This window comes from Imperialibacter sp. EC-SDR9 (assembly GCF_902498805.1).
In the GTDB taxonomy this organism is placed as follows: domain Bacteria; phylum Bacteroidota; class Bacteroidia; order Cytophagales; family Cyclobacteriaceae; genus Imperialibacter.
The window spans coordinates 17,547-34,468 of sequence record NZ_LR701608.1; the positions used below are offsets into that span (position 1 = coordinate 17,547).

Here is a 16,922-nt window from a genome sequence, read left to right on the forward strand (position 1 = left end):
TAATTATAGGGTCTTGTTAACTATGCCAGTATGTTTGCCAATTTGCCGGTGCTGTCGGCAAAGCTGGTCTTTTCAATGTTCAGTGCCTCCAGCATGGTCACATAAAGATTGGCCAAAGGGGTTTCTTTTTCGTAGATCAGGTTTTGCCCCGGTTTAATTCTTCCCCCAGCCCTGCCAGCTAAAAGCACGGGCAGATTGCGGGGCGAGTGTCGGTTGCCGTCCCGCAGGTCGGAGCTGAACATGATCATGGAGTTATCAAAAACATTGCTTTCACCTTCTTTCATGGATTTCAACTTTTCAATGAAGTAGGCGTACTGCTCCATGTGCCACTGGGTGATCTTGACATATTGCGCCAGCTTCTTCTCGTCGTCCATGTGGTGAGAAATAGAATGGTGGCCGTCGTTTACGCCGGGGAGGAAGGAGAAGTTACGGTTGCTCACCGAGTTGCCAAACAAAAATGTGCTCACCCGGGAAGCGTCGCTCCAGAAGGCAAGGGCCATGATATCGAGCATCATGCGGGTCTTTTCGGTCACGTCCACTCCGCTGCGCACCTCCGCATATTCTTCAATGTTCTGATTCAGGCGAATCAGTTCCTTTTTAACGTCGCCGGTCAGGTTGGTTGCAAATTTTTCCTGATTGGCTCCGTCGGAAATCCTTTTTTCCAGGCTGTAAACTGAATCCAGGTATTCCGTCAGCTTATCCTGGTCTGACCTGCCAAGGTTTCTCTTGAGGCTTTTGGCATCATCCAGCACAGCGTCGAGCACACTTTGCTTCCACGGATCGTTTTTAATTTTCGCCCCGGGAACGTACCTGCCAAACAATCTGTCGAATGCCATCTTTGGGTCGATCTCCTTGGTTAGCGGTTGCGTTGCTGTTTTCCAGGAGATACTTGAGGCGTACAATCTCGTCAGCCCCACGTTAATGTCCACTCCAGTTGCTATGCGATCCAGACCATATTCCAATGAAGGAAACAGAGTATCTCCGCCCACGTGGTTGGCGATAACCTGGTCGATAGAAACGCCTCCGCTGTTGATATTGTCACCAGTGGTCTGCCGAATTCTGGTAGAGGTGAGAAGGTTGGCAGTTTTGGTGTAGTGACCGTCGGCTGTTCTAAGCGAATTCATATTCATCAGCTCTCCCAGCACAAGGAAATCATCTTGCAGGTGCTTGAGCGGCAGCAGCTGTTGGGTAAACTCATAGCTCCGACCAACAGTAGCCGGTGTCCAGTGGTGAGGGTGCACGCCGTTTGGCATCACAATAAAGGCTGTTCTCAACGGGGACTTAGACGGAACCGGGGAGCTCATGCCAGGTAGCGCCATGGCGTCGAGAAAAGGTAAGGCCATGCAGGCACCCACCCCTTTTAGCATTCTTCTTCTGGATATTTGCCACTTCTTACTCATAATACTTCATTTATCTTGTCCCTGAAATCATTGATTTTCATTCTGAACGGATAGCTTTTCACCAATTCAACAATAAATGGATCAGGGTTAAAATTATTCTCTAATAAAGCTGTTTCCAGCTTTCGAAGCGCCGGCTCATCTGTAAAAATGGTGCCACGGCCTAAAGCATAAGAAAGCACTTTTGTAGCCAGATTTCTAGCAATTTTCTCTTTCTCGTCCATTAACAATACCTTCAGCTCAGCAGGCCCGTTAAACTCCCTGCCATCTGCCAGAGTACCGGAGGCATCAATAGCCACCTTGCCGTAGCTGTCTCTCCACCGTCCGGTAGCATCAAAATTTTCAAGCCCCAGGCCCAGCGGATCCATTTTCTGGTGGCAGCTAAAACATCCGGGACTCGAACGATGCCTCTCCAGTAGTTTTCTAAGGCCCAGTTCGCTATGTGCTCCTTCATCTTCCACCAGCTCAGCCACTTCTGGTGGTGGTGGTGGTGGTGAAATACCCATGATCTGCTCCATCACATATTTCCCTCGCAGCACCGGGCTTGTGCGCACCGGCAGTGAGGAAACAGTCAGCACACTGCCCATGCCCATCACTCCACCTCTGTTGGCATTGGCCAAAAGCACTTTTTTGTATTCATCAGTAAAGTTGCCCTCCACGCCATAGAAATCGGCGAGCTTCTGGTTCAGAAACGTGTAATTGCTGTTGACCAGCTCCATCATGTTCTTGCTGTCAGTCAGCACATAGTAGAAGTATTCCACTGTTTCCCGGTACAGCGCCTCCCGAAGCGGCATATCAAAGTCAGGAAACTTCTCAGGGTCTACGATGGGCTGCGTATCAAGTAACTTGTTGATGCCCAACCACTGGGTGGAGAAGCTTTCAGCAAACCGCCGGGCTTTTGGATCGGCCAGCATGCGTTTCACCTGGCCTTCCAGCACTAGTGTATCTTGTAGCTTGCCCATGTAGGCAAGGCTGAATAACTCATCATCCGGCATGCTTGACCACAAGAAATAAGAAAGCCTTGAGGCCATCTCAAAATCGCTGAGGTAATAGGGCTTACTGTTAGGCGGCTCCTCCTCTGTTCTGTATAGAAAATGAGGCGAAACCATCACCATCTTATACACCTGGGCAATACTCTGGTCAAACCTTTGGGGATTATCAAGTGAGTCCATGCCCTGGTACACCTGAGTGAACAAAGTGCCCAGTCTGGCTTTCTCGTCATCTTTCAAAAACCTTCGATAGGCTTTGGTGGCAAATGGTAAAATAGTTTTTTCGGCCGCCAATTGTGCGTGCGTACTGCTGCTATAGGAGTCGTCGAAAAGTGATTTTACCCACACGGTTAGCCTGGTCAGCCATGAGGGGTCATACTCCTCCGGCGCTATCTTTCTCCACAATTGCTCGTTTTCTGCCACTCCTTGAAGGATAAGGTCTGCCGCATCGTAATATCTTTCCAGTTTCAGGGGCGTGATGAAAAGTGAGCCTCCCTGATTGTCGAAGCCACCACCACCGGAACCATCGGACGGGAAATAGCTCCGGGCATCAAAGTCATAACCCGTCAAATCTTTCACGGTGTACTGATACTCGGTATGGCTGAGACGCCGGATGACAATTTGACCAGGCACGTGCTCTTTGAGCGAGCTCTGAAGAATGCCATTAATGCCATCTACAAGGAGGCGATAGTCTTCGTCCGAAAGAGGTGACTTCGACTTGGGTGGCATGTCCCGGCTCTCGATTTGTTCAAGTACTTTGAGCCAAAAGGCACCATCTTTAACTACTCTGGCCTTTTCCTTGTAATTATCAAGGTTGACATTGGCCTTGGGCATGTTCGTGTTGTGGCATTCGAAACACTTCTGCGAGAGCAGAGGCCTGATCTCGGTGTCGTAATCATATAGCTCCTGAGCTGAGGCTTTTGTTGTAAAAGCGCTCAGCAAAATGGCCAGGCAAAAGCATATAAATTGAGGGTGCTTCATAACTGTTTTGCAGTTGTTGGCGGAAAATGTTCCCGCACAAATACGCAGCAAGTCTCAATTTAGCAATTTTTGGCTCTGCAAACGATATAGATAAGAAGGAGGGCTAAAAAATTATGTGTTTGGGCAATTTATGGGATATGCACAAACCAGTCAGCCGAATTGACTAGATAATCGTTATTCTGGTTTTCTTTGAAGAGATGGTCGCAAAGATCGTTTGCCGGAAAGGATAGTTACCAAAAAGAAAGTGTAAAAGCCGTTTTGTAACCTGCTCTTTCTCTTCTTCACTATTATACCTGAGTAGTATAACACTACAGTCTTTTATTTGGTGGGCAAAAACAAGTTCACCAAAATCCTTGTCCTCAGTTACTATGGAGGCGCTTTTCTGAGTAGCCAATCGAATTACTTCTTCGTCGGAAACACCCCTGGACTCATCAAATATCGAAAACACGCTAAAGTCAGCCTGTCTTAATTCAAGAATAATAGAAAGGCTTAAATTCTCATCTGCCAAAAGCATCTGGAAAGGTCAGTCGATAATTATCTCGTTTGAAATCACTTCAGCGGCATAATCGCATGCCGCCTCTATTTGCTCTTTTGAAAGATGAGGATAGGAGTTCAAAATATCATCAAAAGTGGATCCGCCTGCCAGTTTTTTCATGATAAGTTCAACACTGATTCGGGTCCCCTTTATAGTAGGTTTCCCGAGCAAAATTTTAGGGTTCCGAACTATTATTCCCTTGTAGCTCATAATCATACATTGTTAAACCAATTTAGTTGATTAATACTAATATTCAACCACCGCCTCCACCCTTTTGGTTTCGAGGTAGTGGTAAATCAGGCGGTTCACCTCCCTATTTGGTTTTTTTGGTTGAATGCAGTCCCTGATCAGGTCAGGGCTATTGCCCAGCAGGTCGGCATCGGCGTAACCAAAACCTTTGTAGTTGCCATTCTCAATACAAATAATCGTCTTCTCTTCCGTATGGCGGCCTTTGTCAAATATAAAACAGTTGGGATGCTTGAACTGCCAGGAACGCATGGCCAAAGTCGCCCGTTCGTTATAAATATCGCTTTCCTCCTTGCCAACGCAAGCCCCTTGGCATGACTGCAAGCTATAATCAAAGCAACCTCTCTCCGGCGTCACCTGCCTTTCCAGTCCAGCAATGTGGGCGCACAGCTGAAAGCGTTTGACCAATCGCCTTAGCACCTTCAACGATTCGTCCTCAGAGGAGCAAACAACAAATGGCTCTGCTTTGCCATCAACCTTTCCGACTTTGAAATGGATGTAGCCATCGATTTGAAGATCGGCAAAGAGGCCGTACCGGTAAGAGTTTCGTAACTGCATCCTGTTGTACACAGGCTGCACTTTTTTGATTTCCTCACTTTCCAGCAAAAGTGCCACCAGCTCATTGCCCGTCTCTTCAAAAGTGACAGAAGCTGCTTTGTTTTTCAGCTCTCTGCCTTTCAAACCAGCCGGTTTCTTCAGGTGTTGAGTAACCCGGCTTCTAATATTCTTGCTTTTGCCTATGTAAATCACCTCACCGGCCTGGTTATGGAAATAGTAGACGCCTGGGTTTTCTGGCAAACTGGAAATTTCCTCCCAGGTAAGAAACTCGTTGACCTTGCCAATGCCCACACCGGCTTGCAAAAATTTATTGAAAACTGCTCCCTTGTCTGCCTGGAGTAGAATCTCTATCAGCTTTACCGTGGCGAAGGCGTCGCCTCCAGCTCTGTGTCGGTTTTCTATTTCGATGCCCAGGCTCTTGCACAAATTACCCAGGCTATAGCTCGATTTTCCCGGCAATATCTTCCTGCTGAGCTTAACAGTGCAAAGCGTGTCCCGCTTGAACTCGTAGCCAAGGCGTTTGAACTCGTGCCTCACAAATCCATAATCGAAGTTCACGTTGTGCGCAACAAATATTTTGCCTTCGGTCACCTCCACAATCTTCTTGGCTACCTCAAAAAATCTGGGCGCATCTTCCACCATTTCATTGGTAATGCCGGTGAGTTTGGTAATGAAGGGGGGGATATTGCATTCGGGGTTAATCAGCGTAGTAAATTCATCAACAACCTGCGTGCCATCATGGACATAAATGGCAATTTCCGTGATTTTGGAAAACTGTGCATTGCCCCCTGTTGTCTCAATGTCGATGATAGCGTACATACACTCAAATATGTGAAGTTTTTTCGGCTTTCTGAAGCTGCATGAACGCCAATAGATAAGAAGATGCTCCTACACCATATCCTCGCTTAAGCAGAATTTTCCAACTGACGCATCGACCGGACCTATTTAAATCGTTTGCGTAACTTTTTTCAAAAGAACTGGAAACTTTCCGAGACAGCTTTCGTTTCTTTGCATATTAGTTCGTTTAAAACCGAACCAAATAAACCAAAGTTTTAGCACCCATGAACGAAAAAGCCAGAGTTGATTATGTTGAGAAAGTCGGCGTGTTCTTTGAGCAGAACGGATACCCACCGGTGGCGGGAAGGCTCATTGGGTATCTGATGACTTCGAATGAGAAAGGTAGAACTTTCTATGAGATTCATCAATTCGTTAATGCCAGCAAAAGCTCTGTAAGCAACGCCCTCAATAAGCTTGTAGAAAAGGGTTTAGTTAAGTATTTAACAATCTCCGGAGATAGAAAAAGATATTTCTTTCTTGACCTTAAGCCATGGATCGGTCAAACAAAAGAGAGGGCAGAGTTCTTTTCTTCTTTTTCATCATTGATCAATGACTGCGTGTCTATCAGGGATGACAAGCAGTCCGAATTTACTCAAGACTTGATGAAGCTGGAGGCCTTCCACAAGTACCTGGCTGCGGAGATGCCCAAGATTATTGACAAGTGGGAAAAGATGCATTCATAAAAATTTTACATAGTTAGTTCTTTTAAAAACGAACCAAACGAATCAAATGAAAGGAATAATAATGTGTGTGGGGTTGGTAGCAGCAAGTTGGATTGCCCAACCAGTGCTGGCGCAAGAAGCTACGTCGGATGGAAATTACAGCCTGCAGGAAATACTTGGGCTGGCGCTTGAGCATCATGTAGAGATACGGAAAGCAGACCTCAGCATCCTGGAAGGCCAGCAAAAAGTAAGGGAGGTGAAGGCTCAAGCTTTGCCACAACTCAATGGCAACGCCAATCTGACTGATAACCTATTGTTGCCCGTGCTTATTTTGCCTGGCGAATTTACTGGCAACCCGGGTACTGTTTCACAGGTGCGAATTGGTACGCAGTATAATTTTGCTGCTTCCGCCTCAGCCTCCCAACAGATTTTCAACCAATCTGTGTTCACCGGACTTCAAGCCGCCAAGGCCAGCGAAGAATTTTATGAGCTGAGCAAGTCACTTACTGAGGAGCAAGTGATTGAGCAAGTGGCCTCGCTTTACTATCAGGTGCTGATTACCCAGCATCAATTGGAGCAATTGGAAAGTACTTTGCAAAAATTGGAAGAAAATGTTCGGCTGGTAGCACTTCAGGTAGATGCGGGCTTTGTAAAGAAAACCGATTTGAGTCGCCTGAAGGTAAGTCAGACCAACCTAAAAACACAGGCTCAGGGGATCAGCGATGGCTTGTCGCAACAAAAGAATTTGCTAAAGTATTACACTGGCATCCCTCTTGTGCAGGATGTTAGCTTGGAAGGATTAAACCCAGCTGAAATGCCCGGTCAGGTTCAGTTAGCTGACGATTCCGAAGTAACTGACCTGACCTCCTACCGCCTGCTCGATGCACAGCAGCACCTGTACAGCCTGGAAGAAAAAAGCTTCAAGTCAGGCTACTTTCCTACTCTGGCGTTTACAGCCCAGTATGCCTACAATGGCGTGGGCAACAACTTTGACTACTTCAAGTCAAAAGAAAACAGCACACTCAACTGGTACGACAATGCATCAATCGGGCTTCAACTGAGCATCCCTATTTTCGACGGCTTCAGAAAAGACGCCCAGATACAGCAGTCAAAAATTCACTTGCTGAAAGTACAGGAAGATAAGAGGTCAACAGAAAAAATGTTGAACCTGCAAAGGGCCAACGCTTTGAATACCATCAGAACAAGCAGAGAAAGCCTCCTCGCTCAGCAGGAAAACGTAGCCCTGGCGCAGGAAGTTTATAATGAAGGTCAGCAGACTTATAGCGAAGGAGTCACTTCTTTGTCAGATTTGCTAGATGCCGAGACAGCACTTACAGACGCTCAGCTAGGCTATGCATCTGCCCTTTTACAATACAGACTATCAGAACTCCAACTCCTCAAATCAGAAGGAAATATCAAATCATTAGTCAATCAATAACACATCGACAAAGAAGATGAAAAAGATCATTATAAATACAGTAGTAGTGCTTGCCATCATTGGCGGTATTGTGTGGGTGCTGAAAGGCAACAAGGAAGAGGCCGCCGCATTGACCAGCCTGGCTCAGCAATCGAACGGCTACGTGGCCGTGAGGGTGGAAAAGGCTAAAATGGAGTCGCTGAAAGATGGCTTTGCTGCCTTCGGAAACTTTGAACCAACCAGAGAGCTCACCTTTGTTTCTGAAATTTCGGGCAGGGTAGTTTCAATCAATGCCGAGAAGGGGGACAAGGTTTCAAGGTCTCAAACTATGGCAACGCTTGATCATGAGCTGCTTCAAAACGAGGTAGTTGCATCAGAGGCAGCGTTCAAAAAAATGAAAGCTGACCTTGAAAAGTACGAGAAACTGGCTGAAGGCGGTGCCATCACCTCTCAGCAACTGGAAGACGCCAAGCTTGGCTACACCAACGCTGACATAAGGCTCAAAAATGCAAAGAGGAAACTGCAAGACTCGAGCATCAAAGCGCCGTTCGCAGGCACCGTGAATGCCCGTTACATCGAAGTCGGCTCCTATCTGAACGCAGGTGCGAAAATGTTTGACATTGTTGACGTGAGCAAGTTAAAACTAGTTGTGAAAGTGACAGAAGCACAGGTTTTCCAAATTCAAAAAGGGATGGCCGTCACTGTTTCTTCTGATATTCTTCCCAACAAGACATTTGAAGGCAAAGTGGCTTTCATTGGCGTAAAAGCCGACGCAAGCCTGAACTACCCTGTGGAAGTAGAGGTCAACAATTCAACTGAACAACTGAAAGCTGGCATGTATGCACAGGCGCAATTTGGCACAGGAGATGTGACTCCCCAGCTTACTGTAACCAGAAATGCAATCATTGGCAGTCTTGACCACGCCCAGGTGTATGTGAATGAGAGCAACAAGGCTGTGCTAAAGTCTGTGACCACTGGAAGCTCGGTGGGCGAAAGGGTAGCTATTGTAGCGGGCTTGAAAGAAGGTGAGTCGGTGATCACCAGCGGCCAGATCAACCTGAGCAATGGTGATGTCATTGAAGTACTACAAAACTAAGCACCGGCAATCATGGAAATTACTAAAATATCTATCAAGAGACCCTCACTAGTAGTGGTGCTGTTTACCATCCTGATTTTTCTGGGTGCTATCAGCTACTTCTCACTCAACTATGAGCTGATCCCAAAGTTCAGCCCTCCAATACTAACAGTAAGCACAGTTTATCCTGGCGCATCTCCTTATGAAGTGGAGAACTCAGTGTCGAAAGAGCTGGAAAACACCCTGTCTTCTCTGGAAAACATCGACCAGCTACGTACCACCTCCATTGAAGGGGTATCCATCATTGTGATTCAGCTAAAAGCCGATGCAGATGTTGACCTGGCCCTGCAAGAGGCCCAGCGAAAAATCAACACCATTATGGGCAACCTGCCCGAGGACGTAAGAGCGCCTGCCCTCAACAAGTTCAGCTTTGATGACCTCCCCATTATGCGAATGGGAGCCACTGCTGATATGGAGGCAACCAAGTTTTACGATGTAGTGGAAAACAGGATACAGCCGGCTCTGGCACGTATCCCAGGTGTAGCTCAAATCAACATCATTGGCGGTGAAGAGCGTGAAATCAGGGTGAACATTAATCGTGAGAGACTGAATGCCTACAACCTTTCCATCCTTCAGGTGTCGCAGCTCATTCAAAATGCCAACCTTGATTTCCCTACAGGCAAAATAAAAACCAGTGAAGACCAGGTGCTTGTTCGCCTGGCTGGTAAATATGAGTCGTTGGATCAGATGCGCAACCTGGTGGTGACTGTGGTGGACGGCGCTCCTGTGAGACTGAAAGATATTGCCGAAGTACAGGACACAAAGAAAGAGGCTACCATGATTACCCGTGTGGACAGGGTCAACTCACTGGGTATTTCCATTCTTAAGCAATCGGATGCCAACGCCGTGGAGGTAAGCCGTCTGGTGAATGCCGAAATCACCAAGCTTCAAAAAATATACGCCGGCGACAATTTGAGATTCAGTATTGCCTCCGACTCTTCTGGATACACTCTGGAAGCAGCTGATTCTGTAATACACGACTTATTTATCGCTATCATTCTCGTAGCAATTGTGATGCTATTGTTCCTGCACTCGCTGCGAAATGCCATTATCGTAATGATTGCCGTACCCCTGTCGCTCATTTCGACGTTCATTGCTATCAACCTGCTGGACTACTCACTGAACCTGATGACGCTACTAGCGCTTTCCCTCGTCGTTGGTATTCTGGTGGATGACGCCATCGTGGTGATTGAGAATATTTATCGCCACATGGAAATGGGCAAGAGCCGGGCAAGGGCCGCCTTTGACGGTGTGAAAGAAATCGGGTTTACCGTAGTGTCGATCACCATGGTGATTGTGGTGGTGTTCTTCCCAATCGCCCTTACTTCAGGTCTTATCTCTAACCTGATGAAGCAGTTTTCGATAGTAGTTGTGATCTCCACACTGCTCAGCTTACTGGTTTCATTTACGGTCATCCCACTTCTTTCCTCCAGGTTTTCAAAACTCGAGCACCTTTCTAATAAAAACCTCTTTGGAAGATTTATCCTTGGTTTCGAAAAAGGAATTGACGGGTTTGCGAGCTGGCTCAAAGGAATTCTTGTGTGGGCCCTTGGTCATAAGTTTGTGACCATCGCCGTTACTTTCGTTCTCTTCGTGGCAGCCGTAGCGCTGGTTCCAATGGGTTTCATTGGCGCTGAGTTTGTTACTCAAGGTGACCGGGGTGAGTTCATCGTTCAGGTGGAAATGCCTAAAGATGCCACCCTCGAACAGACAAACCTTGCCACCAGAAAAATTGAAGATATTCTGGCAGAAAAGCCTGAAATCACATCGCTGTTTACCACTGTCGGTCAGCAGTCTACCGGTGGTGTGGGTGGCTCTGCACAGGGAACGGCCTATGCCGCAGAAATTACCGTAAAGGTTGTGCCTGAAGATCAGAGAGAGCACTCCAGCAATATCCTGGCAAGCTTACTTAAAAATGAATTGGAGGCCAAAGTGCCGGAAGCCAAAATCAAGACCACACCGATTTCCATCATGGGCACGGCCAACCAGGCACCTATCGATATCATTGTGAAAGGGCCTACCCTTGACAGTGTGATGGTGTATGCCAACAAAGTGTTGGAAGAGGTGAAGAAAGTATCGGGCACCACAGAAATGAAACTGTCGGTGGAAGCTGGTAACCCTGAAATATTTGTGGCTGTTGATCGTGACAAAATGGCTTCGCTTGGCTTATCGCTTGAAATGGTTGGTGCCACGATGCAAACAGCTTTCAACGGAAATAACGATGCAAAATTCCGTCAGGGAGAGTACGACTACGATATCAATATCAAGTTCGACGACTTCGACAGAAAGAGCATTGACGATATCAAAGCACTCAGCCTTGTAAACAACAAAGGGCAACTTATCAGGCTGGATCAGTTTGCTGCGGTCAAGGAAAGTACAGGCCCGTCAAGGTTGGAAAGAAAGGACAGAATTACTTCCGTGTCTGTGCAGTCGCAGGTAATAGGTCGCCCCTCAGGTACTGTAACTGCTGAGATTAAAGAAAGACTGGCGAAACTCGATCCTCCGACGGAGGTAAGCTATGAGTTCGGCGGTGATGCACAAAACCAATCCGAAGCTTTCTCAAGCCTTTTGATCGCTTTTGCTTCCTCCATCCTGCTGGTGTACCTAATCCTTGTAGCCTTGTACGATAACTATGTTTATCCTTTCGTGGTGTTGTTCTCCATTCCATTAGCCATGGTTGGCTCCCTGCTGGCACTTGCTATGACCCAGAACACGCTCAGTATATTTACCATCCTGGGTATCATTATGTTGATAGGCCTGGTAGCGAAAAATGCCATTTTGGTGGTGGACTTTACTAACCACCTGAAGGAGAAGGGTATGAAAACGAAGGATGCCCTGGTCGAAGCTACTCAGGAACGTCTCAGACCCATTCTTATGACCACCATTGCGATGGTGATAGGCATGCTTCCGATTGCCATCGCTACCGGCCCAGGTGCTGCGTGGAAAAATGGCCTGGCGTGGGCCATCATTGGTGGCTTGATCAGCTCTATGTTCCTTACTCTGGTTGTTATACCTGTAGCATACCAGATAGTCGACAGCGTGCTGGCAAGATTCGGATTAGATAAAAAGGGCCATGACTATGCCAAAGAGCTTGACGAAAGCGAAGGTGTTGAAGACAAGCACATTGAAGAATTGATTCACGCATAAGTTTGGTTGGTGGATAGGCGGAGTTAAGGAGTTTCATGGCTCTACTCCGCCTTATTTTTTAGTACATGGAAGCAAACGAAACCAAAGAAAGAATCATCAGCTACCTGCTGGAGAAATTCCTGACAGAGCCTACCCGGCTGGACACCGTCGACGAATGGGCCAGGGATCTGGGTATGTCCAAGAAGACGATCTACAAGTATTTTCCTGCAAAAGAGCATTTGCTTAGCGAGTTATTTTCTACCATGCTGGAGAAGCAAAGGGAGATGTTATCGACGATAATCGAAGGTGACGAGTCTTCTATTCACAAACTACTTCTTTTTATCAACCATTTCAGGGCGGTTTTGGAACGAATCCCTGGTGGAGTCATTCTTCAAATCGAGAAGCACCATAGAGAAGTATATAGCATATGGGAATCTCACAAAGAGGATTTCATCGACCAAATTTTCATCCAGCTGATCGAAGGCGGCAAAAAAGAAGGCCACATTCTGTCCGATCTTAACCCACTATTCCTTTCCCGTTTCTGGGAAAACAATGTCCGAAACCTTATCCTCCAATTGCCCTATTCGTCGGTTATGTCCACCCGGTCGGCATTTGACGAAATCAAAAAAATCTTTCTTCGTGGCATCTCAACCGCCGAAGGCATCGCCGAGCTTGAAAGAATAGGTGCTATAAAATAACCACTCATCCCAAATACGTTGAGGCCGTTGCCAGTCATGGTAACTTTGATATTCACCATGACAAGACGGTTATGAAGCGTATATTTCTACTACTATTTGCCTTTTCATTAACAGGGTTAGCTCAGGCCCAAAACGAGTATTTCTTTCCGGAGCACGGAAATTTTGACTCAAGCATACCAAGCCCGGAGGAGTTTCTCGGCTATCCCATCGGCGATTGGCACACCCGCCACGATAATATTGTAGCCTACATGGAGAAGCTGGCGGCAGTGTCCGACAGAGCTACAGTTCAAAATATTGGCTACACCTACGAACACCGGGCACAGGTGGTACTTACCATCTCCAGCCCGGCCAACCTTAGTCGACTTGAAGCTATCCGCACAGAGCACCTCAAGCTCACCGACCCAACCCAGCCAATGCCTGACATCAGCAAAATTCCTGCTATCATTCACCTGGGTTACAATGTGCATGGCAACGAGCCGAGTTCAGCAGAAGCTGCCCTGCTCACAGCCTACTATCTGGTAGCCTCCAACGAACCTGAGGCCGAACAATACCGCCAAAACGGAGTGATCTTCATCGAGCCATCGCTGAACCCTGACGGCCGTGATCGCCACGCTAACTGGGCCAATATGCACAAGGGCTTTCCACCAGTAGCGGACGCTATCGACAGAGAACACAACGAAGTATGGCCTGGCGGCCGCACCAATCACTACTGGTACGACCTCAACCGTGACTGGCTTCCGCTCGCTCACATTGAAAGCCAAAACAGAATCAAGTGGCACCAAAAGTGGTACCCCAACATGGTGACTGATTTTCACGAAATGGGCACCAACAGCACCTATTTCTTTGAACCAACCAAACCTTATGGCTCTGAAAATCCCGTTGTTGGCCGCAAGAACTATGATGTATTGAATCCTGTCATGGCCAAGTATTTTCATGAGTCCATGGACGACCTCGGCTCCTTGTATTTTCTAAGAGAGCAGTACGACAACTCCTACCCAGGTTATGGAGCTACTTACGCCGACATCCACGGGGGGCTTGGTGTTACTTTTGAGCAAGCCAGCAGCCGTGGGCATTTGCAGCACACCACCACTAAGGACATCACCTTTGCGTTCACCATTCGCAACCATGTGGCTACCAGCCTGGCGACAGTGAAAGGTGTGGTAAAGGAAAAAGAAACATTCCAGCGCCACATGAAAGAGTTCTTCGAAGAAAGTGTGAAGCAGGGAGCAGCTGACCCAATCAAAGCCTATGTGTTTGGTGACAATTTTGACAGCGGAAGAACCAATGCTTTTGTCGACCTTCTGCTTCAGCACCACGTGAAGGTGTACGAAAATCCTACAACTCAAACCCTGTCGGGGCAGCGTTTCGAAAGTGGAAAATCTTACCTAGTACCTACCAACCAGAAGCAGTACCGCATGGTGCGCTCTGTTTTTGAGAAGGTGAAACAATACGATGACTCTGTATTTTACGACGCCTCCACGTGGACGATGATACTGGCCTATGGGCTACCACATGCTGAAATCAAAGCCAAAGCACCTGCTCTTGGTGCAGAGCTTACAGCAGTTCCATCAGCAAAGCCAACTGTGGAAAAGGCAACCTATGCCTATATTCTTGACTGGAGAGAATATGCGGCACCAAAGGCACTTTATCATCTTCTGAAAAACGGCGTTTTTGCCAAAGTAGCCTACCAGCCTTTTTCAGCCATAGTGAAGGGAGCCGAAAAAAACTACTCCTATGGCTCGATACTCGTGTCAGTTGCTGATCAGAATGTAGACCCCGAACAACTCTTTGAACTGGTAAAGGAAGCGAGTGAGCTCTCAGGCTTGTCCTTTGATGCAACGGCCACCGGCTACACCGACAAAGGAGTAGGCTTGGGCTCAAGAAGCTTCGAAACCGTTACGCTGCCCAAAGCGCTGATGGTTATCGGTGAAGGAATATTCCTTTATGAGGCTGGCGAAGTGTGGCATTTACTTGACAGCAAAATCGGCATGCCCATCACAAAAGTGGACAAAGGCGACATAGGACAGGTGAGGCTCTCAGACTACAACACCGTGATCTTAGTCAACGGACGATACAATGATGTGTCAGACAGTTTCATTGAAGACCTGAAAGCCTGGATTCGTGGTGGTGGGACACTTATTACCCAAAAAGGGGCTACCCAATGGGCCATCTCCAAAGGCCTGGTGAAAGAAAAACTGGCAGAAAGCAAAGACGAAAAAACTCCGGGGAGAATGGACTATGAAGATGCCCGCAACTACTACGGTGCTCAGAGCATCGGCGGTGTGATATTCGAAGCCGATTTGGATCTAACAAACCCCATAGCCTTTGGTTATACCTCAAAGAAACTGCCGGTGTACCGGAACAGCTCTATCTTTCTGAAACCAAGCGAAAGCCCGTTCAGGACAGCGGCGCAGTACACCGCTCAACCATGGTTGGCCGGTTTTGTCACACCTTCTAATGTCGAAAAGGTGAAAAACTCTCCTTCAATACTGCTGGATGGTAGTGGGCGTGGCAGAACCATCTTGTTTACCGACAATTGCAACTTCAGAGGCTACTGGTATGGCACCAACAAGCTGTTTTTGAATGCGCTGTTCTTTGGAAGCACCATTTCGGTGCCTTAAAGCCGAATCGGCATTTTGTGCAGGCTGAATAGAGTGAAAGGGGGAGAAATGCTTCCTCCCTTTCACGCTATTAATCCAACAGTTCACTCCGGTAATTTAGCCCCTTCACTCCATTTGGTCTGTCCACTCTTTGATTTGCCTTGTTAAGCACTTGAACTAAACTTTAAGTGCAATGACAAATAAAAGTAATTCAAAAAATTTCATTTGGAAGCCAATGGTCAGTCTCGCTTTGGTATTGACGATGGCTCTAACTTTCACGTCGTGCAACGACGACGACGATGACGAGGTGATGCTGGACAATATTGTCACCATTGCCCAGGGTAACAGCAACCTTTCAATTCTTGTAAGTGCTCTTACTAAATTTCCTGACTTGGTTTCGGCTCTTCAAGCTGACGGAACGTACACTGTTTTTGCGCCAAACAACGCAGCATTCACTGCCCTTCTTGGGGTAATTGGCCAGGAAAGCCTCGATGATATACCTGAGCCAGTGTTGAGAAGAGTGTTGGAATATCATGTCTTGGCGTCAAAAGTGGCGTCTACTGATTTAACCGACGGCCAAACTGCCGGTACGTTACTTACCGGTGAGAGCATCGAAGTAGGCGTTGGCAGCGGCGTCACTATCAATGGAGCCAATGTAGTAACAGCTAACGTAGAAGCCTCCAACGGTATAGTACATATTGTTGACGCTGTTTTGGTTCCATCACTGGAAGCAAGTATCGTGAATACTGTAGTGGAACCTGCTTATTTTAACAAAGACTTTTCCATTTTGACTGCGGCTGTTGTGAAGGCTGATCTTGTGGGCACACTTATCAACAAAGACGCTTCATTTACAGTTTTTGCTCCTACGAATGAAGCGTTCGAAGCAGCAGGGATAACCAGTATTGATGGCCTGGACGCTGACGCACTAACACCAATCCTTCTTTATCATGTTCTTGGTGCAGAAGTAACGGCAGCTGATTTGCCAGCTACAGGCAGTGCAGTAACTTCCCTTGGTGGGGATTTTTATTTGAGCATTAATGAAAATGGTGTATTCATCAACGGCTCCACACAAGTAATAGCCACCGACATTTCAGCAGACAATGGTGTTGTTCATGTTGTTGACAGAACACTTGTCCCTCCTACTCAAAACATTGTAGAGGTAGCTATTGCTTCGACAGAGGCAGGCACCCCCGAGTTCACACAATTGGTAGCCGCTCTGGTGAAAGTATCCAACGATCCAAGTGGAGCTGACCTGGTTGCAACATTAAGTGATCCTGATGGTAACTTCACAGTTTTTGCCCCCACAGACGTAGCCTTCGCAGCGCTCTACGAAGCACTAGATGTAACTGGTGTTGACGAGATCGATGTTGCTACTCTGCAAGCCGTTCTCACCTATCATGTGGTATCAGGTGCACGGATACTGTCTACCGACCTACCCAACTTAACATCTGGAACAGTTGGCACAGTCAACGGTGGAACTTTCGAGTTGGATCCCACAACAGCTACTATTGATGACAATGGCAGCACTAGTATAACCGATATAACGGCCACCGACATACTGGCCACTAATGGAGTTATCCACGTAATTGATAAAGTGATCCTCCCTTAAACAGACTTCCGACGTGCGTCTCCAACATTTGGGGCACACGTCGGTTTTCTTCTAATATGTTCTCCTACAAGCATCGCTATCTATTTATCCTACTTCTTTCGGCGTATTCATACCTGAATATCAAATTCACCG

At 47.1% G+C, this 16,922-nt stretch carries 12 protein-coding genes; 7 read left to right on the forward strand and 5 right to left on the reverse strand.

Annotation, left to right across the window (positions count from 1 at the left end; translation table 11 throughout):
- Positions 1–20: 20 nt before the first annotated feature.
- The 5 genes from GC130_RS23185 to GC130_RS23205 all read right to left on the reverse strand — a co-directional run bounded on the left by GC130_RS23185 (position 21) and on the right by GC130_RS23205 (position 5,525).
- Positions 21–1,400 carry a DUF1552 domain-containing protein gene (locus tag GC130_RS23185; protein WP_152000753.1) on the reverse strand — a complete coding sequence of 460 codons (1,380 nt, stop codon included), beginning with the start codon at positions 1,398–1,400 and terminating at the stop codon, positions 21–23.
- Positions 1,397–3,367, reverse strand: coding sequence for a DUF1592 domain-containing protein (locus GC130_RS23190; protein ID WP_152000754.1), 1,971 nt, complete (start codon positions 3,365–3,367; stop codon positions 1,397–1,399). Before GC130_RS23190 ends, GC130_RS23185 begins: the two co-directional genes overlap by 4 nt.
- Positions 3,368–3,530: 163 nt before the next feature.
- The gene (locus GC130_RS23195) at positions 3,531–3,881 is read right to left on the reverse strand and encodes a DUF5615 family PIN-like protein (protein ID WP_152000755.1); all 351 of its coding nucleotides are present in this window, start codon (positions 3,879–3,881) and stop codon (positions 3,531–3,533) included.
- 9 nt (positions 3,882–3,890) lie between these two features.
- A complete protein-coding gene (locus GC130_RS23200; protein ID WP_152000756.1) occupies positions 3,891–4,112 on the reverse strand; it encodes a DUF433 domain-containing protein in 222 nt (73 codons plus the stop codon).
- 36 nt (positions 4,113–4,148) lie between these two features.
- A complete protein-coding gene (locus GC130_RS23205) occupies positions 4,149–5,525 on the reverse strand; it encodes a 3'-5' exonuclease family protein (protein ID WP_152000757.1) in 1,377 nt (458 codons plus the stop codon).
- 242 nt (positions 5,526–5,767) lie between these two features.
- Here GC130_RS23205 and GC130_RS23210 point away from each other — a divergent pair, with 242 nt between their 5' ends.
- The 7 genes from GC130_RS23210 to GC130_RS23240 all read left to right on the forward strand — a co-directional run bounded on the left by GC130_RS23210 (position 5,768) and on the right by GC130_RS23240 (position 16,790).
- Complete coding sequence (locus GC130_RS23210; protein ID WP_152000758.1) at positions 5,768–6,226, forward strand: GbsR/MarR family transcriptional regulator; 459 nt, start codon at positions 5,768–5,770, stop codon at positions 6,224–6,226.
- A gap of 46 nt (positions 6,227–6,272) precedes the next feature.
- Positions 6,273–7,643: a TolC family protein gene (locus tag GC130_RS23215; protein WP_152000759.1), complete on the forward strand. Its 1,371-nt coding sequence runs from the start codon at positions 6,273–6,275 to the stop codon at positions 7,641–7,643.
- Positions 7,644–7,659: 16 nt separating this feature from the next.
- Entirely contained in the window at positions 7,660–8,718 is a 1,059-nt protein-coding gene (locus GC130_RS23220) for an efflux RND transporter periplasmic adaptor subunit (RefSeq protein ID WP_152000760.1), read from the forward strand.
- A gap of 12 nt (positions 8,719–8,730) precedes the next feature.
- The gene (locus GC130_RS23225) at positions 8,731–11,904 is read left to right on the forward strand and encodes an efflux RND transporter permease subunit (protein ID WP_152000761.1); all 3,174 of its coding nucleotides are present in this window, start codon (positions 8,731–8,733) and stop codon (positions 11,902–11,904) included.
- 65 nt (positions 11,905–11,969) lie between these two features.
- Complete coding sequence (locus GC130_RS23230; RefSeq protein ID WP_152000762.1) at positions 11,970–12,581, forward strand: TetR/AcrR family transcriptional regulator; 612 nt, start codon at positions 11,970–11,972, stop codon at positions 12,579–12,581.
- Positions 12,582–12,652: 71 nt separating this feature from the next.
- Positions 12,653–15,202, forward strand: coding sequence for a M14 family zinc carboxypeptidase (locus GC130_RS23235; protein ID WP_152000763.1), 2,550 nt, complete (start codon positions 12,653–12,655; stop codon positions 15,200–15,202).
- Between the two features lie 172 nt (positions 15,203–15,374).
- Positions 15,375–16,790 (forward strand): fasciclin domain-containing protein, encoded by a 1,416-nt coding sequence (locus tag GC130_RS23240; RefSeq protein WP_152000764.1) that lies wholly within the window; start codon positions 15,375–15,377, stop codon positions 16,788–16,790.
- The last annotated feature ends 132 nt before the right edge of the window (positions 16,791–16,922 follow it).